Genomic DNA, 25,125 nt, shown 5'->3' on the forward strand with positions numbered 1-25,125 from the left:
TTTGAAATTGGTATAATTTTTGCGTCTCTTGATTTTAGGAGAGCGGTTATTTTTCTCAGACAAGATTTATGTAACGCTTTTTACTAAAATGCCCCTGCTTCATCAAAGCAAGGGCAAAAGATGTATTTAAGAAAACTATTTTCGCATCAATTCAGTGTCATGTTAAGTCCTGCACCGACACCCCAATGCCCACCTGAACTCGTAACTGATAAATTAGAACGAATATTTCCTTTTTCAGATGTATAACCAGCACCAAAAGCAAAGGCAGATTGGCTACGCCATAAACCGCTACCAAATGCGACACTTAATTTTCCAGGTGTATCGTTGTACCGTAAGTTAGACACTGCTAGCCCAATAGCTGCCGCTTGCTTTGCTTCTTTACGTACATTCTCAATGCTATAGTTTAAAGCCTCAAATTTCATATTGGTGTACTGGTTCGCGCGTTCAACAGCATTATCAATCGCATCGACAACAATATTATTTACCCGTTGATCCGTATAATGCTTCGATTCATCAAGAATGATTTTCATTTGTTGCTCAGTATAATCACGGAGCTGCCCACCATTTACAGCTTCTTTCGAGCCTTTCTCAATCTTACCATCAGCTACATTATCAATCAAAACAGGTTCACTGGCATCACCACCTTTTAGAGTGATTTTATTGGTTTTCTTACCATTGTTATCTTTGTCATAGAGAACAACTCCATCTGCAAGTTCACCAACCGTATTCTCAATATTATCAACTTTGTTTTCAATATGCTTTATATCTTTTTCAACACCTGCGACACGTTCATTGGTCTTCCAAAGCTGTCCACCATTGACTGCATCTTTTGAACCTTCTGCAATTGTACCATCAGCTACATTAATGATTTTACTTGGCTGACCATTATGGCTAGCGTCATAAGCTCCTTTTTCCTTATTCCACTTTAAAGCATCGGAATCCACCTTGTTGATGACATCATCAATACGATTGTTTATGTTGACCATACCGCTATTAACACCATCAAGCGCATCAGCAACATTATTGTAGCTTTTCTTTTCACCAACAGTACCATTAGCATTGATCTGAGAAATCATGAAATTAGGACCGTTCCAATTACCATCTTGATCATATCCAGCGCCACCACCAAAATAATTAGCCAACTGGATAGTCGTGAAATAGAGTTGTTTACCCGTGATAGCATCCGTTGAATTTTCAGAAATCTCACCATTTAAAAGGGATGTAAGCTTGCTGTTTGTCTTCTTTCCGTCTTTTTCGTGACGTGCAACAAACGCTTTATCCTCTTCACTCCAAAGTAAAGCATCTTTAGAAAGACCCTGAATTTCTTCAGTAAAGTTATTGACTACGTTTGTTATGCGTGTATTGACACTTTTGACATTTGCATCAAGCCCTGTCAAAGCTGTACCAACATCTCGATAATTAGCTATTCCTACCGTTCCATCTTCACAAACAACAGATAAACTATATTTTGGTCCTACATAAGCTCCATTTTCAAATTTAGCACCTCCACCAAAGTATTGTGCTATATTTCCGGATATTGTATTAATTTGACTACCATTGATCGCTTCGGTTGAATTGGCAGAAATTGTACCAGCTTTGACACCAGCGATAGTCCGGTCTCCCTCACTACCTTTAATATCAATTTTTGCACCACCTTTTTCTTTACCAATGGTGATAAGCTTCTGGTTTTCGTCCCATTTAACAAGATTATTTTCTTTTATATTAGAGATTTGATTGTGAATGTTGGTGAAAGAACTATTCACACCTTCAAAAGCATCAGCAACGTTATCATAGGGCTGCTTAGAGGAAGTTCCATCATCCCTGAATTGGATAACATTGAAAATAGGAGCATGCCATTCTTCTTTTTCATCATATCCCGCGCCACCACCGAAATAAGTAGCAACATCATTTATTGCATGGACTAAATGTTGATTAACATGCCTGATATTCATATCAAGACCACTCAAAGCTGAACCAACATCATTATATTCCTTCTGTTTTACCTTACTATTTTCATCAATAATGGTTAAATTATATCTTGGTTTTGTAAAGGTGCCTTTCTCGAATGAAGCATTACCACCGAAAAATTTCGCCACATCTTTGGATATTTTTTCAATCTGGCTACCATTCACCGCATCGTGAGATTGCTCAGAAATTTCACCATCTTTAACATTGCGCAGAGCGACTTGTCCGTTGGCTTTCCCTCCCCCTAAAGTCACACTGTTATAATTGACAGAATTATCACCATTTTTATCATAGAGAACTGCAAAATCACTTCCCTTGTTAATATTATTAATAGTATTAGTAATCTCTGCAATCTGACCATCAAGTTGATCTTTGTTAACAGCTTCATTACCCTTTTCTGCTGCTTTCACACCAGCAATAGTCCGTGCTCCATCAGTGCTTGTAATATCAATTTTTGTACCATCTTTTTTAGCACCAATAGTGATAAGCTTCTGGTCTTCATCCCATTCAACAAGGTTATTTCCTGCTATATTAGAAATTTGATTGTGGATCTTGGTGAAAGTGGTATTCACACCTTCAAAAGCATCTGCAACATTTTGATAGCGATGACTAGAACCTGTTCCATTGCTGTCGATTTGATAAACTTCGAAAGTGGGACCGTTCCATTTCCCAGAATTATATCCAGCGCCACCACCAAAATAATTAGCAATGTTGCTACCCATAGAATAAAGCTGGCCACCATTGATAGCCTCAGTTGAACCAGCAGAAACTTCACCATCTAAAAGAAACATAATTTTGCTATCTTTTAACGCCTCTCCTTCTTTATGTTGTGCAACAAACGCTTGGTCTTCGTCGCTCCACAATAAAGCGTCTTTAGAAATCTTTTCTATGCTTTCATCAAGTTGGTCTTTGTTAACAGCTTCATTACCGTTCACTGCGGCTTTCACACCTGCGATAGTCCGTACCCCATCAGTGCTTGTAATATCAATTTTTGTACCATTTTTTTTGGCACCAATAGTGATACGTTGTTTCTCCTCATCCCATTCAACAAGGTTATTTCCTGCTATTTGATTCTCTATTTCTTTCAGCTGTGAATAATTTACTGCATCGGTATTGTTAGTTCCTGCCATCACTCCTGTAATCTTTTTATCGCCAGCAGAAATACCTTCACTCTTTACGCTTGGTCCATCAGTAATCATGAAACCATCACTACTCATAGAGCTGTTTCCTGTAGTGACACTCGTCAACTTAAGGGTATCACTCAAAGCAAATTTGATCTTGTTTTCATTGTCTTTTTCAATCTTTAAGTTGTCTTGTCCTACTCCGTTATCATTTTTCACTGAAAAATCTACAACACTACCTCCCTTAACATCTGCAGGATTTGCACCATTAACAGAAAGTTTCCAGCCTCCTGCTACCAAATCTTTCATAGCTTTTAGCTGTCCAAAATTGACTGCATCGGTATCTTCTTCCCCCGCCGCTACTCCTTTAATCGTTTTATTACCAGCATGAATGCCCTTAACAGTTATGCTCGGCCCATCATCATCAGTAAACCTAAAGCCAGAAGCACTCATAATGCTTTCTCCTGCTGTAACAGTCATTACCTGAATATCATCAGCTAGACCAAATGTGACATTATTGTTTTCGTCTTTTTCAATGTTGATATTTTTGTGGCTATCCTCATCCGCAGCAGCTACAAACTTTACTGTACTCCCTGCTCCAATATCTGTAGCCTCGTTATTTTCAACAGCAAGTTTCCAACCTGTTTTAATTTTCGTTGTAAAATCTTTCAGCTGTTTATAATTCACTGCATCAGTGTCAACAGTTCCTTCTGCTACTTCTGTAATCTTTTTACTGCCAGCCTTAATACCCCCCACAGCCATACTTGGTCCACCAGTAATAACAAAACCATCTTTACTCATAGAGCTGTTTCCTGTAGTGACACTCGTCAACTTAAGGGTATCACTCAAAGCAAATTTGATGTTATGCTTATTATTATTTTCCCCTTCCCTCTCTATCTTTAAGTTGTCTTTTCCAGCTTCGCTAGCATTCTTCACTGAAAAATCTACTGTATTGCCTTCATTAACAGCTGTAGAATCGCTATCGTTAACAGAAATATTCCAGCTTCCTCCTGCTCCTCCTCCTGCAATGACATTTCTCAGAGCTTTTAACTGTGCCACATTGACGGCATCGGTATCTTGAGTACCAGCTGCAACATTTGTAATCTGTCGCGTTAACTGCTGATTAGTATTACCAACACTAAAATCACCTCCAGTGCTTTTCCATGCAAGATCACTCTTTGTTGTCTGATTATTTGTTACAGGATCATAACCAAAAGTATCACGACCAACGCGAGAAACAGACCCTCCTCCCACAGCAACACCGTCTATAACACGTACCTGTGCATTTATACCAATCGCAACTGAATGAGCCATCTCAGCATAAGTATGCGAACCTATAGCAATCGAATTTTTACCTTTCGCTATTACTTCTCTTTCCTGTCCATTGTCTGCAGGCTCCCCACCACCTATTGCAATAGAACCAAGAGCTTGAGCTTGAGCTTTCGATCCTATAGCAACTGTATACTCAGCACTTGCATTGGTTCTGAGCCCTAATGCAACACTATTGTAACCGGATGCAGATGCGAACTTACCAATGGCAACACTATTTATACCACTCCCATCTGTATTTGAACCAATCGCAATCGCATCGTCCATTGTAGCTTGAGAACTCTCACCTATAGAAATGCTCTTTTTACCAGAGGCTTTTGCATTTTCACCAATAGCAATCGCAGATGTTCCCGATGCTACCGATCCCTCGCCCACAGTAATACCTGCTGCTCTACTGGAACGTGCGGAAACCCTAAGGGCTTGTGCTGTACCAGCTTTTGTGGTTGCTCCTGCACTCAATGCTGCCGAATAGTTCGCTGTTGCAGAATCCACACAACCGGTTACAAAAGGATACACACCATCAGGTTGATAACCTTCAAATTCTTGATCATTTACAAATCTGTTATATTGCTCCTCGGCAGTTATTCGGCTACCATCCTGCATTCCCTGCTGTTGTTTGCCACCACGACCAACAGCATTATCCACACCACAGTAATTATCATCGCCAGCGAAGACAATACTGCCATGGCTAGCATGTTGATAAGATACATTGGCTTCATTTGTGCTTTCAACTTTTCCACCTGTTATCGCAAGATTCGCAGCTAAAATAGGTGAAACACTTGATAAGAGTGTTGCGATAACAGTTCCCAATGAAACCGCTTTAACCAAATTTGGTGTTGAATATTTTTTCATGATAAATCCCTCAATATAGAGCATAGCGAAAGCCAAAACACAGTTTAGCTTCGCCACAACAGGCAACAAAAAACACTTCGCAAAATCACGTTTGCGCACTAGAAAAATTTTAAAAAAGACAAAAGGTACCCTTTCAACGCTCAGACTTCTCTCAGCATCGTCCTAAAACTTCTAAAAAACATTAGATGCCCCCCCCATCAATAAAGGGACTTAAATGAAAAATAGGTAATTTACTTGCAAACTATGCTATAACCTCCATCATGAACAGTATAATCTGCTTCTTAATAAAACAGTCTTTCATTTTCAGATAAAGCGCATCAACAAAATGGCAAGAGTAGAGGGAATAATTTTTTATTGTTTTGAAAAAATTAACCTTTATAAATTGTATAATATAGTGTGATATAAAGATAATCCTACGGTATATTTTCACGAAACGCGTGAACACTACATAGAAATTTGTATTGTTCATTCTTCTTTAGCAGATAAAATGCGTGATATTGTTTTCAAAAGCTAAAATACGTGCAAAATATTGATCTTTTTGTAATTGGATTTTTATAGTAGAAACTCTAAAAAATCAGTCAGAGATTTGTTAATCTTGTGTGATTGCTGGTTGTGTTTTCTCAGCTTCTATTTGACGTGTTAAGTGCAATTTCAAAAGCGGAAAAGTTGCTTCAACTTCTTCCTTATCATTGATGTCTTGAACAAGCTCTTGCAATTTTCCATAAAGCTCCGCCGCTAATTCCGCCACATCTTCAGGAGAAACTGTTATCTTTGCATCATGATAAGTCGTATAAACCAAACGCCCAAGTTTTTTCATCAATCCAGCGGGAATAGCTTGCGGTTTAAAACCCGCTGCTTTCGCCTTTGCCATATCTGTGAACATTTCACCATTGCCAGTAATAAGCCAATCTAATGAAACACCACAAATTTCTTGATATTTAGAGAGAGCAGAAGCAGTAGGTTCACTTATACCAGTTTCATACGTTCCTATGGAGCCAACAGTTATACCAAGATGTTCAGCAAATTGTTTACGTTCCTTAAAGCCAAGGGTGCGACGCACTTCACGAAAACGTTTTGCCAAATCAGTTTTAGGTTCTGTTTCTGGACGTGCCAAAAAAACTACTCCAAAATCAATATAATTGTTGACTAAATAATTATATTGATTTACATCTCTCATTACCGCTCCTTAAGATGAGCGGTTATTACACACATAACCCCACAAAATGGACGTTGCCGCATCCATTTAAGTAGGAGCGAAAATTATGACAACCACACAAAGATGGTAGCGCCATAGCATTATTTCGAGTTATGCCGCAAAACACAAGCGTGGCAAAACTCACAAAATCTTACCAAATACCGTTATCCAATGTCAAAAACATTTGGACAGAGTTTTTCAATTACATAAGGAAAAAGATTTCTCAATATCTAAAAATCAAGTCGAAATGGGTAGAATAAATTGGTGTTTTGCAAAAAATGAAAGCAGATCGGAAATGATAAACTGTTCATTATTGATGAGGTTCAAAATCTAACCGATGAAGCAATTTATCAATGATACCACTTTAGTGATATCAATAACTCTGGTTTGAATTTCGTTGACAATGATGAAATCTCAGAACATTTTTATCAAAATGATACATCTTCTACGTAAATCAAAAGTCGCTTGCCAGTCATGTATTTTAAATACCATAAGTCCTATAATAAAGATATTGCAATATGCATGCACAATTGAGAAACTAAAATTCTTGGAACAAAAAAAATCTGACAGATAGTGACTTAAAAGTTGATGTTTTGCGCCAAATTGACAAAACTATGATAGTGATATGCATGAAAGCTTTTGGCGATCATGATGAAATAACGCTTAAATATATTAAAACTGCACTGAAAAACCATGATGTGGAGACATGAACATGACCTCTTTACGCGATAAAGAATTATCCGATACGCTTGTTGGTCTTTATGACGATTATCAACGCGGTTTTGATATTGGAGAACAGCTTAAATCATGTGTGGATTTGGCTTTATCTCTTGAATTAGAATTAAGTATTTGTCGCTTAAGCGAAGCAGATATGGTTTTTAAAAAGGAAATTGTAGAAACCCTGCGCCGTCGTAGAATGCCTCTTTCCAATGAAAATGAAGAAGAGACTGTTATTCATATGGATTTTGAAGAACACAAATAACGCAACACACTCCTTATATGGTGTGAGATTGTCTTATTGCTTGCCACTCTTCACAAATACCAGCCTTGGCATTCGCTCACTACCCTTAAAACAATATATTCATATTCAGTGTAAATCACCGATCTTATAGAAGGAAAAAGAAGAAGGTAACAAACAGCCATTCCCATTCAGCTCTCCTTAGGAACTTATGCTTAACACATTGAATAAAGGAGGGCTTCTCAATTATATATGTCAGCCATTGTAAGGGGGCATTCTATGACACAAAATATTCAACCCAAAAGTGAAAAATTTGATGGATTGGCTGATGATTATGATCGCTATCGTCCGCGCTATCCCCTCACCTTATTGAAAACCATGCTACTGCCTTTGAAGGACAAAAAACATTTATCCATCGTGGATGTAGGAGCTGGAACCGGTATCGCATTAGAGGGAATTGTCGAACTTTTGGGGAACAAACACCAATATCATGCTATCGATATATCGTCAGACATGATTAAACAAGGGCAGAAAAAATTTCCTACTGTACAGTGGTATCAAGGCCAAGCCGAAAGCCTATTGCCCAAAATCGGCAAGCTTGATCTTGTCATTGTGGCGCAAGCGTTTCAATGGATGGATCGCTCTCAATTGCTTTGCACTGTCTCAAACCAACTTCGAACCAAGGGTGTCATGGCAGTCATTCAAAACAATCGCAATTTTAAACAGAGTAAATTTCTAGCCGCTTATGAGACATTACTAGAAGAAATGAGTCCTAACTATTCCCGTTATTATCGTAATTTTGATTTTTTACAGGAAATGAGCGATGGCTTTAGAGTCAATCCAGAAAAGATTGTTTTACGTACGCACAATTGGACAATGACGATCCCATCCGAAGCCTTTATTGGTATGAGCCGCTCCTCAACGCAAGCACAACGCGCTATTGCTAGCCACAAAGAAGAATATTTGCAGCAATTGGTTGCATTGATAAAACAATATGAAGTACAAGGAAATTTAGAGATTTTATATCGAAGTGAACTCTATATGTATGTAAGATAATCCCATATCTATGGTTGCCTCTTCTGCCTTTCATTCCACAAAAATAAGCGTGGTGCGGAAAATTCACGCATATTAAAATGCGGATTTGAGAAACATTTGAATAGTTTTTCCCTCAGCTTTCAAACTGATACCTCGTTGCATCGATCTTTATTGTCTGCTTATTTTACCTTGATCCGCCTTACAGGAAATATTGAGGATTATTACGGAAAAAATTTACGTAAGCGGAAGAATTATTAGACGCTGTCCATGAACTTTGCGCAATTAAAGGGGAAGTTTTTTGCTCTCAATAATGCGCCAGAGATACAAAAACCTCAATCAATTTATACTTTGGGTGGACCACAGGTAAAATGGCTTCACTCTATACAAAAACGGCAGATAGAAAACGACTCGCAATGGAAGCGATAAAAAAACTTCAAAAAAGTTCGGGGTAGACAAAAAACTAAGTTAAAAGAAACAAAGAACACAAAATTTCCGAACCTTTGTATAATCTCTTGATTTTATTGAGAATGGCGGAGAGAGAGGGATTCGAACCCTCGATATGGTTTCCCATATACACGCGTTCCAGGCGTGCGCCTTCAACCACTCGGCCACCTCTCCAGAGGTTTGCACTATACCCAGAAAGAAATAACGTGCAAGCTTAAACTCATGCTCAAAACTCAAAAAATAACTTTATTTATCAAAATAAGAGGAGAGCCTTATGGAAGGATAAATACATTTTCTCTTTTTCAACAAGCAACTTTTTTCTGTGAATAGATAGTACTCCCCCTATTATCACTACCTATACCCAGAAATCAGCAAAATAAGCGTCCTCATGAATCATCACCAACACGAAAACGTGCTTCGTGAGAATAATAAAATTTATTCTAATACAAATGCTTGATGCATGTGCTTTTGCTTTACCAAATTGCAAGATTAATGAATTCTCCGTTCCCTTAACTTCCCTGTATCACTTTATATCATTGCTAAGGGCGCGTACATCTCGTGCAGTTTCACATTGTAATGCCTTTCTTGCTAAAATTTTCATGTCTTCAAAACTATGAGTCTGCAAACATGCTTTTACTGAAGAAATATCATTGGATATCATAGAAAGTTCATTAATTCCCAGTCCAGTCAAAATCATCGCTGCAAAAGGATCTCCCGCCATACCACCACACACACTAACCCAACAATTATGTTTTTCTGCACCTTGTACAGTCTGATGTATCATACGCAAAACCGCTGGATCAAGACTATCAGCTTCAGATACAAGGTAAGGATTCTGTCTATCAACTGCCATTGTATACTGCATTAAATCGTTTGTTCCAATGGAGAAAAAATCAACATAGGCACTCAAAACATCTGCCATTATGGCTGCTGCCGGAACTTCGATCATAATACCAATCTTTAATTTGGGCGCACCAAGATTATGACGTATTTCTTCTGTGATCTTTTTTATAGCAAAAACCTCTGAAACGGACATAACCATCGGAAATAGAAGCCATAAATCTCCACCCTCTTTTGCCACTCTATACAAAGCACGTAACTGAGGAACTAAAAGATCACGTCGCCGCAATAAAAGCCGCGTTCCCCGAATTCCTAAAAAAGGATTGTCCTCTTTAGATAAATGTAAATGTGTAACCTGTTTATCGCCACCAATATCGAGGGCACGAATAATCAATGGCTTATCCCCCACCGCTGTCATCATCGCTCGGTACACATTAAATTGTGCTTCCTCATCTGGAACATAGGGACTTTCTAAAAACAAAAATTCTGTCCGCATAAGGCCAATACCTTCAGCCCCCAAATCTAACGCAACAGAAACCTGATTTGTGTAGCTGACATTAGCCATGATACGAATCTTTTGACCATCCGTCGTTTGCACCGGTAATCTACATACGCGTATCTCACTCTCATGCTTTTGCGCAAAAATGCTCATCTGCCTTTCAGCATCTTCAACATCTTCAGGAGAAGGATCAAAATAAATGAATCCATTATCACCATCAATAATAGCTTGAACATCACCCTCAACTGCCAAAACATCATCACCTGTAGCAACAACCATTGGGATACCCAGAGTACGCGCTAAAATTGCCGTATGAGACAGTGGACCTCCCCATGCCGTTACTAACCCTTGCACTTTTGTACAATCAAGCTGAGCTATATCAGAAGGAGATAGATCATCTGTAACAAGAATAATACCGCGCGGGAGATCGTTTAAAAAGAATGGTCTATATGATGGATTTATTTCGCCTAAAACACGACGACCAACATCAACTAAGTTAACAGCACGCGCCGCTAACAAAGGATTATCTACCTGAGAAAACATATCTACAAATTGCTGAATCGCTCTATCCCAAGACCAAGCGACACCATGACCTTCTGCTATAAAACGATAAGCTTGAGCTATCAGATTTTCATCTTCAAGCAAAACCATTTGTGCAGAAAAAATCGCAGCAGAATCTGCTCCCATACGCGCTGTGATATCAGAAATAACTGATGCCATTTTATGCTTTGTTTTTGTAAGAGCATTTTCAAGACATGCTGTCCCAATTGCAAAATCAACAGGCTTATCCGTTATGGAAATATTATTTTGCTTTAACACAAAAATCTTTCCCATAGCTAATCCTGAACTTGCACCAACACCAGAAATACCTTTTTGCCCAGAACACGGATACCAACCATGAAAAGTCTTGGTTTGAGACTCCATTTCTCTCATCATACACTTTTCACTTATACTCACTTTCTTCGCAACAGAAATTGCATCTTTAAGAAGTTGCACACCTTCTACAGCATCCGTCGAAAAAACAAGAACATCACCGTTTTTTGCTCCTAATTGCAATAAACCAACCAAATTTTTCATTTCAACAGCATACCGACCATGGCGAATTCTGATAGAACTCTGAGCTTTTTTTGCAAAATCAACCCAAAGAGAGGCTGGTCGCGCATGAAGGCCACTTGGATAATCTAAAGTCCATTCTTGGCAAACCGAAAGATCGCCAATAGAAGTCTTTCCCATCTGCATATCCTGACCAAATAAATTTGTAACAATCTGTTGTTTATCTGTAGTTGTTGAAAGTGCTTCAAGCAGTTCCTTATCATATAAAAGAGGCGCCAATTGTCTGCAAATCTCTCTATAACGATCTGGACAAGCCGCAATGGCAATAACCAAACGCGCTTTCTTTCCATCCCGCCACTCAACACCTGCAGGAATTTGTATAACAGCAACAGCATCTCTGATAATCAAATTATGGCTTTCAAACATTCCATGGGGAATGGCTATGCCATTCCCAAGCCAAGTATTCGTAATTGCTTCACGTTGAAGCATGCTTGCTAGATAACATTCATCAACTGCACCGACCTGCACAAGCAATTCACCAGCAGCACGAATCACATCATTTTTATGATCAAAAGCAGCTGCAAGTTGTACAGATCTTATAGACAAGATTTCATTCTCGTTAAACTCTGTATTCATTGCTTCTACTTCTTCACATCTCATGATGAATTTAAACTCCCTCACATTCAAGCATGAATATTTCTGATAAATTTTATTTCAAAGCCGCATTTCCCAACATACAACGTATAAATAACATTGCGACTTCCCTTTTTATTATATGGAATATAATGAACTGAGACATTTCCCCCAATGCAATCCATCAAACGATTGGATATCATCTTCTACCAAGTTACAAAAAGTTATCATAGATAAATCGAACTCTCACTTTTTATTTTACAAAGATCAATGTCCCAACCCTTGCACCCTCAACAAATCGAAAAGCTCTTTAAAAAACGCTTTCATTTTCCCAAGTTATTTGGCATAACCTGTCATAACTCCTCATATAAGAAAGCAGCCCTCCATCACCTGCAACTGCTGCTAATTTTTAATTCCCCAAAAATTGAGCGACCCGCCCTTCCCTCTCTAACACATTACATAATCGCAAATTGCCAAATGCAGCCCTTCCCTTAAGATTCCATATAATTAAATATCTCACAACATAGAACCCTCAAGACACAACTTTGGCTACATTATCGAATTTTCTTTCTCAAATAAACACCGCAACCGCAAAACATTCTCTGTCCGCTTACCCACCTCAATATATACAACTAAAAATAATATTATTCTCGTATCACTAAAATCAAACAAATCCCCATATATAACTTTAATTTCTCAATATTTATTCCGAAAAACAAGATTTATAAAACTGTAAAATGAAAAGTGTTTTTACCTTAAATGAGCCTTGCTCTTATCCTGACAAGATCTATTTTCGTACCCCTCAATAATAGAGAAATAGAGAGATCAAAAAGTACTCTTGATATCGCTGATTGCATATCTGTCATTTTTATTTCTTCAAAATAAGTCCCCTGAACAGCAATCATTTTACTCTCGATATCAGAACTCTCTCACCATTTATCACTTGCCAAGTAGCTGTCATCAATACTTTTATAATCTCTCTTACATATTCCTGCTCTTTTTAACGGATCGCTTTCCCATAACTGTTTAAAGAACATGAATAGCCCCACTACCCCTTCAAATTTCTCTTAAAATTCCGTGAAAATAAAGAAAATAAATTGCCTTTTTAAAACAAATGATTTGGTGCTTTTTCGTGCGCAAAAAAAACTTCTGCTCCATTATCATACCCTAATTATTGGTAAGCTCCCTCCTCATATTAATGCCTTCAATACAAGCGAAACATAACCGCAATCTTTCAGCTCTTTAAGAAAAACATTTTCCTAGATTCTATTTTTTAGTTTTTTGCATCCCCTCCGTTTTACATTATAATACAGAGCAAAAAAAGGAAAGATAGCATCCTACCCTTCCTTTTTTTGTACTAAAATTTAAAACCGAACTCCAATGAAGTTCTAGCTTATTACAACCTACTTTGTCGCCTCTGTCACGGGAATAACCGAAACATACGAACGGTTACTCGCTTTCTTACGAAAAGAAACCGTTCCATTTGATAGCGCAAAAAGAGTATGGTCTTTTCCAATACCAACATTGTCACCAGGATGCCAACGCGTACCACGTTGGCGAACAATAATATTCCCAGGAATGACGGCTTCACCACCAAATTTTTTAACGCCAAGACGTTTCGATTCTGAATCGCGACCGTTCCGCGAGGAACCACCAGCTTTTTTATGTGCCATGGACGTTCTCCTTTAATCTTCTTTACTCTCTGATGCTACAGCCGCTTTCTTTTGCGGTGTGGTCTTCTTTTCAGCAGGCTTCTTAGCTGCCTTCTTAACAGAAGCAGGTGTTTTTGTTTCCTTCGTTGCCTCTTTTAATGCCGTGGTTTCCTCTTTACTTGGTTTTGCAACTGCTTTTTTAGGTTTTGAACCACCCATTAAAATTTCTAAAATACGAAGTGTTGTTAGTTCTTGACGATGTCCACGCGTACGTTTCGAATTTTGACGACGACGCTTCTTAAATGCAATAACCTTACGCCCACGTACTTGCTCTACAATCTCAGCAGTAACCAAAGCACCAGCAACAGAAGGTGCACCAACAACCGTATTACCCTCTTGCTCAACCATCAATATGTCATTGAATTCAACAACATCACCTGCATTGCCAATAATTTTTTCAACTTTTACCACTTGGTTAGCAACAACGCGGTATTGCTTACCACCGGTTTTAATGACTGCGAACATTTTTTATCCTTCCGTTCATTCCAGCTCTTATTTGATTTCTGCCTTGTTAATAAGGGAAAATAGGCTGCTTTTTATCAGTCGTAATAGATCTTCCAAGAAGGATAAAATCCTTCTCTACAAAAATACACGCAGACTTATTCTGCGCTTGTATCTCGCGTATATGACGGAATTTCTATTCTTTGTCAATAAAGTCCCATAAAAAAGCAAAAAAGGGTTGTACTAAAAGCAATTGAAGGTTATCTACCCGCCATACACTCAAATAGTGTGAAACTCCATCACACTTTTATATGGAGAGATGGCTGAGTGGTTGAAAGCACCGCACTCGAAATGCGGCATAGGGGCAACTCTATCGGGGGTTCAAATCCCTCTCTCTCCGCCAGAGTATTCGTCACTCAATGCTATTTGTGAAAACAATGAATTATCACGTATTTTTTTCCTAATCCTCTCTTTTCTCACTTAAGTACAAAACCTTATGTCAAACTACAACAGTTTATTCTACACGCTTGGCTCTCATATGTGCTAATAACCCTAATGTCGAACTATCGCGGTTATCCGCTTTCTTTTCTCCACGAAGTATCGGTAACAATTCATTGGCTAATTCTTTGCCAAGCTCAACGCCCCATTGATCAAATGAATTAATATTCATCAAAACACCTTCAACAAAAACACGATGTTCATAAAGTGCAATAAGGCGACCAAGTGAAAAGGGAGTCAATAAATCCTGAACTAACATTATACTGGGGCGGTTTCCTTCAAAACTTTTATGAAGTGCTAAATAATCTGCTTCACGCTCATCCACTCCATTTTTTACAAGAATGTGCCAAGCATCTTCAACACGACGTCCCTTCATTAAGGCCTTTGATTGCGCTAAGCAATTTGCTACCAACATATCATGCATATGACGTAAATTATTTTCATGCCCTTTTGCAAATAAAATAAATTCCACGGGAATAACATCTGTTCCCTGGTGCAAGAGCTGGAAAAAAGCATGTTGCCCATTCGTCCCAGCATCTCCCCAAACAACTGGACCGCTAGAAAAAGTCATCGGTTTTCCATCCAAAGAAACCTGCTTACCATTTGACTCCATATCAAGTTGTTGCAGATAAGCTGGAAAACGCACCAAACGCTGTTCATAAGGAATAACAGCACGTGATAAATAACCACAAATGACGCGATGCCAAAACCCTAAAAGCGCAAATCGAATAGGAATATTTTTATGTAAAGGTGCCGCCTTAAAATGTTGGTCCATCTGTTGCGCACCTTTAAGAAACTGGCAGAAATTCTGCCCCCCGATTGCCAACATAACAACAAGACCAATAGAAGACCAAATCGAATAACGCCCTCCAACCCAACTCCAAAATCCAAAAACTTTTGAAAAATTGATGCCAAATTCTGCTACTTTATCAAGCGCACTGGAAACAGCAACAAAATGCGTACAAATAGCCTCTTCCCCTAAATGCGAACAAATCCATTGACGTGCAACTTGCGCATTCATCATCGTTTCTGTGGTCGTAAAAGTTTTAGAGGCAACGACAAACAGCGTTGTTGCAGGATTCAAAACAGAGAGAGTATCAAAAATATGTGCACTGTCAGCATTAGAAACAAAATGACAATGCGGGCCATCATGATAAGGTTTTAAAGCATGTGTGACCATTGCAGGTCCAAGATCAGACCCACCAATACCAATATTCACAATATCGGTTATCCTCTCGCCATTGTTGCCCTTATAGCTACCATCACGCACTCTTTCAGAAAATCTTTCCATATCCTGAAGAACAGCCTGAATATCTCCAATAATATCATGACCATCCACCATAAAAACTTCATCAGCAGGCAAACGTAATGCAATATGAAGCACTGAGCGTTTTTCAGTTGTATTAATAGCCTGACCTAAAAACATTGCCTCACGCCTGCCCAACACATCTGCAGCAAGAGCCAAATCATCCAGAAGTTGCAACGTTTTAAATGTTACGCCACATTTTGAAAAATCAAAAAGAAGATCATCAAGCTTTAAAGAAAAATGGGAAAAACGCTTTTCATCCTCTTCGAAATGCCGACGAATATCATGGACTCTCTCTTTTGTGGCATGCTTTCTTAAAGCTTTTAAAGCTTCCTCAAAAGCTTTTTCATTTCGAAGCAACAAGCTATCTTCCATAGACTTATCTCGCATAGTTATTGACAATGAAATTTACGCACAAAAATAATAAAACAGAGAGCTTCCTTTTTTATTGTTCGGCATTTTTACTGTTCGCATACAAAATAAAGGAATACAAAAGCGGAAAGATAGGATCTGAAAACGGCATTTTTAAAACGAAAGTAAGAAACTTCCAAATCTTTCTTACCAAGTACATCATTCAACTTGGCTGAGTTCTTTTGTTAAACGTAAAGCTTCTTCTGCTTTTGGCTTTACAAAACGTCCGAGAAAAAGATAAACAACCGGTGTAACATAAAGCGTAAAAACAGTTGCTAAACCCAAACCACCAACAATAACCCAACCTAAAGATACACGTGCTTCTGCACCAGCACCTTTGGCTAAAACCAAAGGAATACCCCCTAAAATAGCACAAATCATCGTCATACAAACTGGACGAAGACGAATATTTGCCGCTTCTTCTACAGCTTCACGCACGCTTTTACCTTGATCACGCAATTGATCTGCAAACTCAACAATCAGAATCCCATTTTTGGCCATAACCCCAACTAACAAAATCAAACCAATTTGACTGTAAATATTAAGACTAACACCACTTAAAAGCATGGCAATTACAGCACAACCAATCCCTAATGGTACAGTAGCCATAATAATAAATCCTGAAACAAAACTTTCAAACTGTGCAGCCAAAACCAATAAAATAATGACAAAGGCGATTCCAAAAACAATCATAAAATTGGAAGATGTTTCATCTAGTGTAGCAGCTTCCCCCAACGGAACAATATAATTTCCCTCTACCAACAAAGGAGCTGCTATTTTTTGTACTGTCTGATAAGCATCCCCTAAAATAACACCTGGTGCAAGATTTGCGCTTAAAATAACAGCACTCATGCGTTTCTCTCGTTTTAATTGAGGTGCTATGGCTTTTTCATGCAAGCGCGCAACAACCGATAAAGGAACATATTTATTGCCTTTGGTTTTCAAAAAAATATTTTCCAAATCATGAGGATTATTAAGTGGATTCTTACGCGAAGTGAGTTTCACATCATAAGAATGGTCATCGACATAAACGGAACCTATTTTTTTCCCATCCAGCATTGCTTGTAGTGTATTCCCCAAATTGGTGATATCAATGCCTAATTCAGAGGCTTTTTCTCGATTAATTTCAATAAAAAATTGTGCTTGTGTTGCATCAACAGTAAGCCTTGGACGAATAAAATGTGGATTAGCTTGCAAAGCACTCACAAGCTTATCAGCAATTGGCTGTAATTTTGTATAATCATTGCCAAGAATTGCAAATTGTAACCCTTGCCCCGTTCCTCTAACACCTAGAGAATTTCCCTGTGCAGCAAACACAAAAACTGCGGGAAACTGTCTAACCTTTGCATTAACATCTTCTACGATCTCTTGTTGAGAACGCAAACGTTTGTCCCAAGAAGAAAGCAGCAAAATTAAAAAAGCAGTATTTGATGAACCGCCAATGCCAGCGATAGAATAACTGTTAGCAATCTCTCCAGCATCACGTAAGGGTTGTAAACTTGTTTCAATCTTCTCTACCTGTTCATTGAGATACTGTGTTGAAATACCTTGTGGTCCATTAATGACTAAAAAGATCAAAGCCCTATCTTCTGCCGGCGTTAATTCCTGTTGTAATTTCGTATAGCCTCCAACACAAAGACCCGCAAAAATAAGTGAAGCAAAAATAACAGTCCCAGGTCTGCTCAAACATTTATGCAGAGTATAAGCATATCCTTTGCTAAAAAAAGAACCTAATTTATACAAAAAAGCCAGATAATGCGTCTCATCCCTCTCGCTTTCAACTTGTCCCTTGAGAAGACGTGAAGCCAACATAGGGCAAAGTGTTAAAGCAACAATCGAAGAAAGCAGAATAGAAATTGCCAACACAAAACCAAATTCTCTAAAAAGTCCTCCTACTTGACCAGGAAGAAAAGAAATAGGTACAAATACAGCGACTAAAGTCAACGTTGTTGCTAAAACAGCAAAAAATACTTCCCGTGTCCCTAGTACCGCTGCTGCTCGAGGACCAAACCCCATATTGCGCCACCGAACAATATTCTCCAGAACGACAATTGCATCATCAACCACAAGCCCTGTTGCCAAAACAAGTCCTAAAAATGTGAGAATATTTAAGGAAAATCCTACAAGATAAATGGCAGAAATTGTACCAATCAAAGCAACAGGAATAGACAAGGCGGGAATAAGCGTTACACGAATATCTCTAAGAAAGAGAAAAATAACCAAGATAACGCTGAGAACAGCGATGACCAATGCAACCTCAACCTCGTGAAGTGCACTTTTAATAAAAAGTGCATCATCACTAATTACGTCCATATGCACAGAAGAAGGAACAACACTTTTAAGATGCTTGAGAACCGCTCGAACCCCTTGAGAAATATTAAGGGTATTGGATTGTGCTTTACGTACAATCCCCAACCCAATTCCTGTCTTTCCGTTGACACGCAGAATAACCGTTTCTACATCAGGTGACAAAGTAACATGTGCAACATCACCAAGATGCACACGCGGTTTTAAGATAACTTGTTCAAAAGCTTCTGGTGTTGTTAAACGCGCAGTAGCACGTACAATTAAAGTTTGCTTAGAATTGCGTAATGACCCCACCGGTACATCCGTTGTCATATCAGCAAGAACACGTGAAATATCTGCTACGGTCAATCCATAGCTTGCAAGCTTTGCTTGATCGACATCAATCTGAAAAATCTTCGTGCGTGCACTATCAACCTGCACATCACCAACACCATCAACAGCAGAAAGTGCATCAACGATTTGATCATTTACAACTGCTGTTAAATCATCAATACTCATTGTTGGTGAAGTTACAACCAAATACATCATCGCAGCAGCATTTGAATCTGCCTTAATAATCAAAGGCGTATCAGCATTTTTTGGTAAAGAATAAGCAATGCGAGAGAGCGCATCGCGAATATCAGATGCTGCAACATTTAAATCAACACCAACATTAAAATTAATTTCTACGCGGGAACGGCCAAAAGAAGAACTGGAAGAAATTGTTTTAACACCTGAAACACGAGAAACAGCATCTTCTATAATTCTTGTAACTTCACGATCAATAGTTTCTGCTGATGCCCCAGCAAAAGCTGTCATAATCGTCGTCACGGGAGTATCAACATCGGGAAGTTCACGTACATCCACATTTAACCATGCAGCAATCCCTGCAATGATAATCAGAGCATTCAAAACAAAGGTGAAAACCGGTCTGCGAATAAATAATGCAATCAAACCGCCTTGTTCAGCCTGTGCTATGGGCTGTTTCGCGCTAAATTCCTGTCTCATTGTACACTCTGCCCATGAAGCATTAATAATTGCAGTTGATCGGACTTTGGATTATCAAGAGTAACCCTGCTTCCTAGATGGAGAGTCTGTACTCCTTGAACAACAACTTGATCACCATTTGTGAGGGGAGCTTTCACAAATACTTGATCTGCTTTATGCTGCATAATCGATACTGGAATAGGCTCTACTTTCCCCTCTCTCACACGCCAAACGAATGATCCCTTACTGTTCCATTGAACGGCAAGAGGATTAACGACAGGAAAAGCGCCACCATAAAATTGCAACGCAATAGAAAAAGACATACCGGACATAAGCGTATCTTTTTCATTCTTAATTTCAACCTGAACATGAAGTGTGTGACTTTCTGGATCAACAACATTATCAATCGCATAAATATGACCAACAAAAGCTTTATCCGGCTGTGCCGTTAATGTTGCTGTTACCTCATCTCCTTTATGAATATACGATGTGTACCGCTCAGGAACCCATATATCGACTAAAATACGTTCTCTATCCTCAATACGACCTATTATAGTATTAGGCGTAACAGCATTGCCCACATCAATGGAGAAAATACCAACAACACCGTTAATAGGCGCACGAATTGTTCGCCGATCAAGTGCTAAATCAGCATCACGTAAAACCAAATTTGCGTTATCCAACTCTAAGCGTGCAGTAATTTCCTGAACCTCTGTTGCTGTATTGCTGGCACGTAATTTCAGAATACGCGATAGCGTTAATGCACTGTTATCACGTTGTACTTTTGCTTTTGAAACCGCTATTTCTTCCTTTTTAGAATCAAGCTTTGCAAGCGCATCACCCTCTTGCACTTTTGCACCAGCTGACACAAAAAACTTATCAACAACACCTGATGACCAAGGGGTTAACCCCACTGTAGCAAATGCTCGTCCACTTCCAAGCACATTCAACTGTTCATAAAAATCTTGAACTTTGACAACATCCACAACAACATGCGTCAGAGGGCTTCCCAAGGGCGCCTTTAACATTTTATCCGATGCATTTGTTGTTGTCTTACCTGTTATAGGAATAAGCCGTTCTGAACTTTTTTTCCCCTCCCAATAAGCAACCATCAGAACAACAATGAAAAACACCAGTGGAAAGATCTTTTTTAACAACCCCATACATCTATCCTTGCTTCGCTATTTAATATGAAAATTTGTTCGAAACAGTTTTCAACAGTAACTTCCAAGCTTCACACAAAAACCGAACTGCAGGCAGTGTATCTTACCCCCCACCGAAAAAAACATATCTCATTTGTCACTTGATTATCTTGCATGGCTTAAAGCGTCAAGTTAACTATCGTTCATATTACATTTAGCTTTCAAACAATAGAAAAGAAGACACCACACAAAAATCCAACTTAAACCGAAAATATTGTCGTCTTTTTAAAATGTATTAAAGAACGAAAAGACAAAATTTTCATTTTTACCAAGTTTCACTTGCAATTCTTCAATGAAACGATTAGGAAACGCTTGTTTCAATGATGTAAACTTGAAAACGTATGCACCCGTAGCTCAGCTGGATAGAGCACCAGACTACGAATCTGGGGGTCAGGAGTTCGAATCTCTTCGGGTGCGCCATCATATAAGATTTTCATTCCTCTTCGGCGCATACTTGAGATGAGTAAACAACATCCCTTTATGATGCCCTTTCATCAGACATTTATAGCCTTATCAGATCGCACACACCTACTCTTTTGAGTGCGAAGCAAAATTTCTCGCTAAGATGTCTTTACCCCCCCCATCATCTAACATATTTTGCTACTCAAAAATGGAATTTTTTGAAAATCTCTTTTATCTCTTAAACTTCAAAATAAAATGTTTTGTTCTTGTTTAAAGAATCTTCACCATTTTAATAAAACTCTCCATAAAATTTTTAAAGCGGTAGCATTCTTTTTTAATAAGATAAAAATTCTGACGAATATGAACTGTTGCGAAAATCGGAAAGTGCAACAAAGTGTTCTTATGAAAAATTTAAGAGATTGATATTAATGGGCTATTTCTGAATCTCGCATGTCTTCTAAAAACTTATCAAAATTAAAAACGTAGCGATTTTTTAAAAATTCTTTCTGTCCCCCTTTAGTTTTCTCTCTTGCGCAGTATATCATCTATCTCATCGACCTTTATTATGTTTATTTTAATCTCTCTATGCTATCGATTCCCTTGTCCGATTGTAGCATCCGCTCTCAATGTCAACAAAAGCCAAATTTAAAGAATTTTTCCATGCCTAAAACAGATATTGAAATTGCTCGCACTACTCAAAAGCAGCCCATCACTGAAATTGCACAAAAAATTGGTATTGCGCATGAAAATCTCATTCCTTATGGACATGATAAAGCTAAAATTTCTTCTGCATACATAAAATCGCTCAATAAAAATCCAGATGGTAAACTTATACTCGTCACAGCTATCAATCCAACCCCTGCTGGAGAAGGAAAAACAACGACAACGGTTGGCCTCAATGATGCTCTCAATCTCATTGGAAAAAAAACAATAGCCGCCTTGAGAGAACCATCTTTAGGTCCGTGCTTTGGTATAAAAGGTGGCGCTGCTGGAGGTGGTTATGCTCAAGTCGTTCCGATGGATGACCTTAATTTGCATTTTACCGGCGATTTTCATGCCATTACAGCTGCCCATAATCTTCTTTCCGCAATGATAGATAATCATATCTACTGGGGAAACAGTCTGAATATTGATCCACGCCGCATTGTTTGGAAGCGAGTCCTTGATATGAATGACCGTGCATTGCGAGATATTGTTATTTCATTGGGTGGAATAACCAATGGTTTTCCACGTCAAACAGGTTTTGATATTACTGTTGCCTCCGAAATTATGGCTGTTTTTTGTCTTGCTGAAAATTTGGAAGATCTTTCACAAAGACTCAAAAGAATTATTGTTGCTTATCGTTATGACAAAACACCTGTGACAGTTGCTGACCTCAATGCGGAAGGTGCAATGACAGTTCTTCTCAAAGATGCCATGCAGCCTAATCTCGTACAAACCCTTGAAAATAATCCTGTTCTTGTTCACGGAGGACCTTTCGCAAACATTGCTCATGGCTGTAATTCAGTTATAGCAACAAAAACCGCTTTAAAACTCGCGGATTATGTTGTCACCGAAGCAGGATTTGGAGCCGATCTGGGAGCAGAAAAATTCTTCAACATTAAATGTCGACAAGCAGGTATTGTTCCCGATGCTACAGTGATTGTCGCAACAATTCGCGCATTAAAAATGAATGGTGGTGTGGAGAAAAATCATCTGTCAGAAGAGAATATCCCTGCTTTACAAAAGGGAGTCGATAATCTTTTGCGGCATATCAAAAATATGCAACATTACGGCATCCCTTGTGTTGTTGCTCTTAATCATTTTGATAGCGATAGCGATGCTGAAATACATACATTACAAAAGATCGTTGCAACAACCGGACACAAAGCTGTTGTCTGCACACATTGGAAACAGGGTGGAAAAGGCGCCCTAGAACTTGCACAGGAACTTGTTACTTTGATTGAAGAAAAAAATACTCATTTTAAAGTCCTGTATCAAGACGACCTTCCACTCATTCAGAAAATTAATTGTATTATAACAAACTTATATGGTGGGCGTGGAGCCATCATCCCCGTCCCTATTCTCAAGCAACTTGAATGTTGGGAAAAAGAGGGTTTTGGTACATACCCTATTTGTATGGCAAAAACACCCTATTCTTTTTCTTCTGACCCTACCCAATACGGTGCCCCTGTTGATTTTGAAATCCCTGTACGAGAAGTTCGCCTCTTGGCGGGTGCGGGCTTTATTGTAGTTATTTGCGGAGATATCATGACCATGCCCGGCTTACCACATTATCCCGCTGCTGAAAAAATTCATCTTGACAGAAATGATCAGATACAGGGACTTTCGTAAATGTAGAGCCCATAAACTTAAACATTCATGATAAAAAGCACCTTATAATGAAAGAATAGAATTTTAAAAAGCAATATAGACAAATACCTTATTTATGTGATATGCACTCCATAGTGTGTGCCCTTTCAAATATAGTTTAAAGAGGGCGAGGTTTTTACCTATTATTTATGATAACTTGAAACAAAGCAGGATAGATCGTGCAAGTACTCGTTCGTGATAACAATGTTGATCAAGCGCTACGTGCGCTAAAGAAAAAGATGCAGCGTGAAGGCATTTTTCGGGAAATGAAGATGCGTGGATATTATGAGAAGCCATCTGAAAAGCGTGCCCGTGAGAAGGCTGAAGCTGTTCGTCGTACACGTAAGCTTGCCCGTAAACGTGCGCAAAGAGAAGGTCTTGTTACGAACGGCCGAACTGCTACAGTAAGATAGTGCGCTTTTGTTGATGTGGTCTTGAAATCGCAGTGACAATGATATCCGAGAATATTTAGTGTATCGTGTGAGTGTTTTTTTCACTTATGATTTATTATGTCTCTCTGTCTGCTGTATCCGTTCTTCAAATGTGATGGTTAGCTCTAAGAGGCTCTAAATAAGTGTTTTCTTGTAGTCTTTTTGTGGACTTTACGTAGCACTTACTTATTCGAGATAATGAAATAACAAACTATCACTTGGATTATTAAAGGTATCGGTTGTTACACGAGATGTGCATAAGGGGGGTGTCCTAATGTAATCCTTATTTGCATACAAATCTCATGATGATCTTCTCATCTGGAATGTATATTGAGAATCTTGCACATACTTTAAATCAAGTTAAACGGCAAAATACAAATTACTATCACAATACATCATTGCGTGCATAAAGAATAAAAACAAGTAATCTTCTCCCCCTCACTTAATTCAATGAAGCGGTAAAACACTGTAACTTTTGAGCTTTTTATTTCCTTTTTATCCTCAAGGACACATATTCTGAGCCACTCTCAATCTGAATCAGATTGGTGTCTCTCAAGAGATACATTCTACTTTCTCACGGCTTATATGATTCACTTTATAGATTCTGCGGGCAAGCTCTACTCTCAATCTCCTGTTCAATTTTATACTGCTCTTCTTGGTTGGTAAAAAAACTGAAATCAAGCATAAACAACTCTTGTATTTTAATACATGAATATATCCTCTATGTCCTGCAAAACAGTATTTTCCAGCACTCCTATAAAACCTGAAATTGATATATTCTCACCTTGCTCTCTCTATTTGTCTAGCATACTACAGCATGACCAATTAAGTAGATTGTAATTTAATATCCTATAACCAAGCCGCAAAATTTGTAAGATTTGTTAACACTGACAAACGCTATCTTTATGATCTACAAAATCACAAGCCAACTTATCATAGCTTGTCCTCTCCTCAATAGTGCTTGTCTGGCATTATAAAAATTCATGCACGGTACATTTCATTTTATGCTAGAATCGCTTTTCAAATCACACACTTATCCTTTTATTATCCTGTTATTGAAGGTTTTTTTGATCATAATTCGCATAGAGTGGTATCCCTTTTGAGAAATAAACCACACAGATAAATGTACATTTTTATAATCCTACCTGTTATAGAAAACTGACACAGATTTTA

The 25,125-nt window shown here is 38.4% G+C and carries 12 protein-coding genes, 3 tRNA genes and 1 pseudogene; 7 read left to right on the forward strand and 9 right to left on the reverse strand.

All coding sequences use genetic code 11. The features are described from left to right. Window positions 1–146: 146 nt before the first annotated feature. Together J7R12_RS00645 and J7R12_RS00650 are read right to left on the reverse strand one after the other, a co-directional pair. Complete coding sequence (locus J7R12_RS00645; RefSeq protein ID WP_126602368.1) at window positions 147–5,267, reverse strand: Vomp family autotransporter; 5,121 nt, start codon at window positions 5,265–5,267, stop codon at window positions 147–149. Window positions 5,268–5,856: 589 nt separating this feature from the next. After that, complete coding sequence (locus J7R12_RS00650; RefSeq protein WP_126604005.1) at window positions 5,857–6,381, reverse strand: helix-turn-helix domain-containing protein; 525 nt, start codon at window positions 6,379–6,381, stop codon at window positions 5,857–5,859. A 793-nt stretch (window positions 6,382–7,174) separates the two neighbouring features. Here J7R12_RS00650 and J7R12_RS00655 point away from each other — a divergent pair. From J7R12_RS00655 to J7R12_RS09215, 3 genes and pseudogenes are all read left to right on the forward strand, one after another. Next, on the forward strand, window positions 7,175–7,444 hold the full coding sequence (locus tag J7R12_RS00655) for a hypothetical protein (RefSeq protein ID WP_126602367.1): 270 nt from the start codon (window positions 7,175–7,177) through the stop codon (window positions 7,442–7,444). 255 nt (window positions 7,445–7,699) lie between these two features. Next, on the forward strand, window positions 7,700–8,476 hold the full coding sequence (locus J7R12_RS00660) for a class I SAM-dependent methyltransferase (RefSeq protein WP_126602363.1): 777 nt from the start codon (window positions 7,700–7,702) through the stop codon (window positions 8,474–8,476). 323 nt (window positions 8,477–8,799) lie between these two features. Further along, window positions 8,800–8,907: pseudogene (locus tag J7R12_RS09215) on the forward strand (tyrosine-type recombinase/integrase); the annotation flags it as partial. 76 nt (window positions 8,908–8,983) lie between these two features. Here J7R12_RS09215 and J7R12_RS00665 read toward each other — a convergent pair. The 4 genes from J7R12_RS00665 to rplU all read right to left on the reverse strand — a co-directional run bounded on the left by J7R12_RS00665 (window position 8,984) and on the right by rplU (window position 14,101). Further along, window positions 8,984–9,073 (reverse strand) — tRNA-Ser (locus J7R12_RS00665). Between the two features lie 349 nt (window positions 9,074–9,422). After that, window positions 9,423–11,927 carry a phosphoenolpyruvate--protein phosphotransferase gene (gene ptsP / locus J7R12_RS00670; protein WP_197721527.1) on the reverse strand — a complete coding sequence of 835 codons (2,505 nt, stop codon included), beginning with the start codon at window positions 11,925–11,927 and terminating at the stop codon, window positions 9,423–9,425. A gap of 1,400 nt (window positions 11,928–13,327) precedes the next feature. After that, window positions 13,328–13,597: a 50S ribosomal protein L27 gene (rpmA, locus tag J7R12_RS00675; RefSeq protein ID WP_004862208.1), complete on the reverse strand. Its 270-nt coding sequence runs from the start codon at window positions 13,595–13,597 to the stop codon at window positions 13,328–13,330. A 12-nt stretch (window positions 13,598–13,609) separates the two neighbouring features. Next, on the reverse strand, window positions 13,610–14,101 hold the full coding sequence (rplU, locus tag J7R12_RS00680; RefSeq protein ID WP_126602361.1) for a 50S ribosomal protein L21: 492 nt from the start codon (window positions 14,099–14,101) through the stop codon (window positions 13,610–13,612). Between the two features lie 289 nt (window positions 14,102–14,390). Between rplU and J7R12_RS00685 the strand changes: the two genes are divergently transcribed. Continuing rightward, window positions 14,391–14,480: transfer RNA gene (locus J7R12_RS00685), tRNA-Ser, on the forward strand. 111 nt (window positions 14,481–14,591) lie between these two features. On the opposite strand, the gene pgi is transcribed toward J7R12_RS00685, so the two are convergent. From pgi to J7R12_RS00700, 3 genes are all read right to left on the reverse strand, one after another. Then, on the reverse strand, window positions 14,592–16,256 hold the full coding sequence (gene pgi / locus J7R12_RS00690; protein WP_126602359.1) for a glucose-6-phosphate isomerase: 1,665 nt from the start codon (window positions 16,254–16,256) through the stop codon (window positions 14,592–14,594). A gap of 195 nt (window positions 16,257–16,451) precedes the next feature. After that, window positions 16,452–19,586, reverse strand: a complete 3,135-nt coding sequence (locus J7R12_RS00695; protein WP_126602357.1) for an efflux RND transporter permease subunit — start codon at window positions 19,584–19,586, stop codon at window positions 16,452–16,454. Next, window positions 19,583–20,728, reverse strand: coding sequence for an efflux RND transporter periplasmic adaptor subunit (locus J7R12_RS00700; RefSeq protein WP_126602355.1), 1,146 nt, complete (start codon window positions 20,726–20,728; stop codon window positions 19,583–19,585). The genes J7R12_RS00695 and J7R12_RS00700 overlap by 4 nt, the downstream gene beginning before the upstream one ends. 382 nt (window positions 20,729–21,110) lie before the next feature. Between J7R12_RS00700 and J7R12_RS00705 the strand changes: the two genes are divergently transcribed. The 3 genes from J7R12_RS00705 to rpsU all read left to right on the forward strand — a co-directional run bounded on the left by J7R12_RS00705 (window position 21,111) and on the right by rpsU (window position 23,934). Then, window positions 21,111–21,187: transfer RNA gene (locus tag J7R12_RS00705), tRNA-Arg, on the forward strand. A 642-nt stretch (window positions 21,188–21,829) separates the two neighbouring features. Then, a complete protein-coding gene (locus J7R12_RS00710; protein ID WP_126602354.1) occupies window positions 21,830–23,503 on the forward strand; it encodes a formate--tetrahydrofolate ligase in 1,674 nt (557 codons plus the stop codon). 197 nt (window positions 23,504–23,700) lie between these two features. Beyond that, window positions 23,701–23,934 carry a 30S ribosomal protein S21 gene (gene rpsU, locus J7R12_RS00715; RefSeq protein ID WP_126602352.1) on the forward strand — a complete coding sequence of 78 codons (234 nt, stop codon included), beginning with the start codon at window positions 23,701–23,703 and terminating at the stop codon, window positions 23,932–23,934. Window positions 23,935–25,125 lie beyond the last annotated feature (1,191 nt).

Source organism: Bartonella vinsonii subsp. vinsonii (assembly GCF_902825235.1).
In the GTDB taxonomy this organism is placed as follows: Bacteria; Pseudomonadota; Alphaproteobacteria; order Rhizobiales; family Rhizobiaceae; genus Bartonella; species Bartonella vinsonii.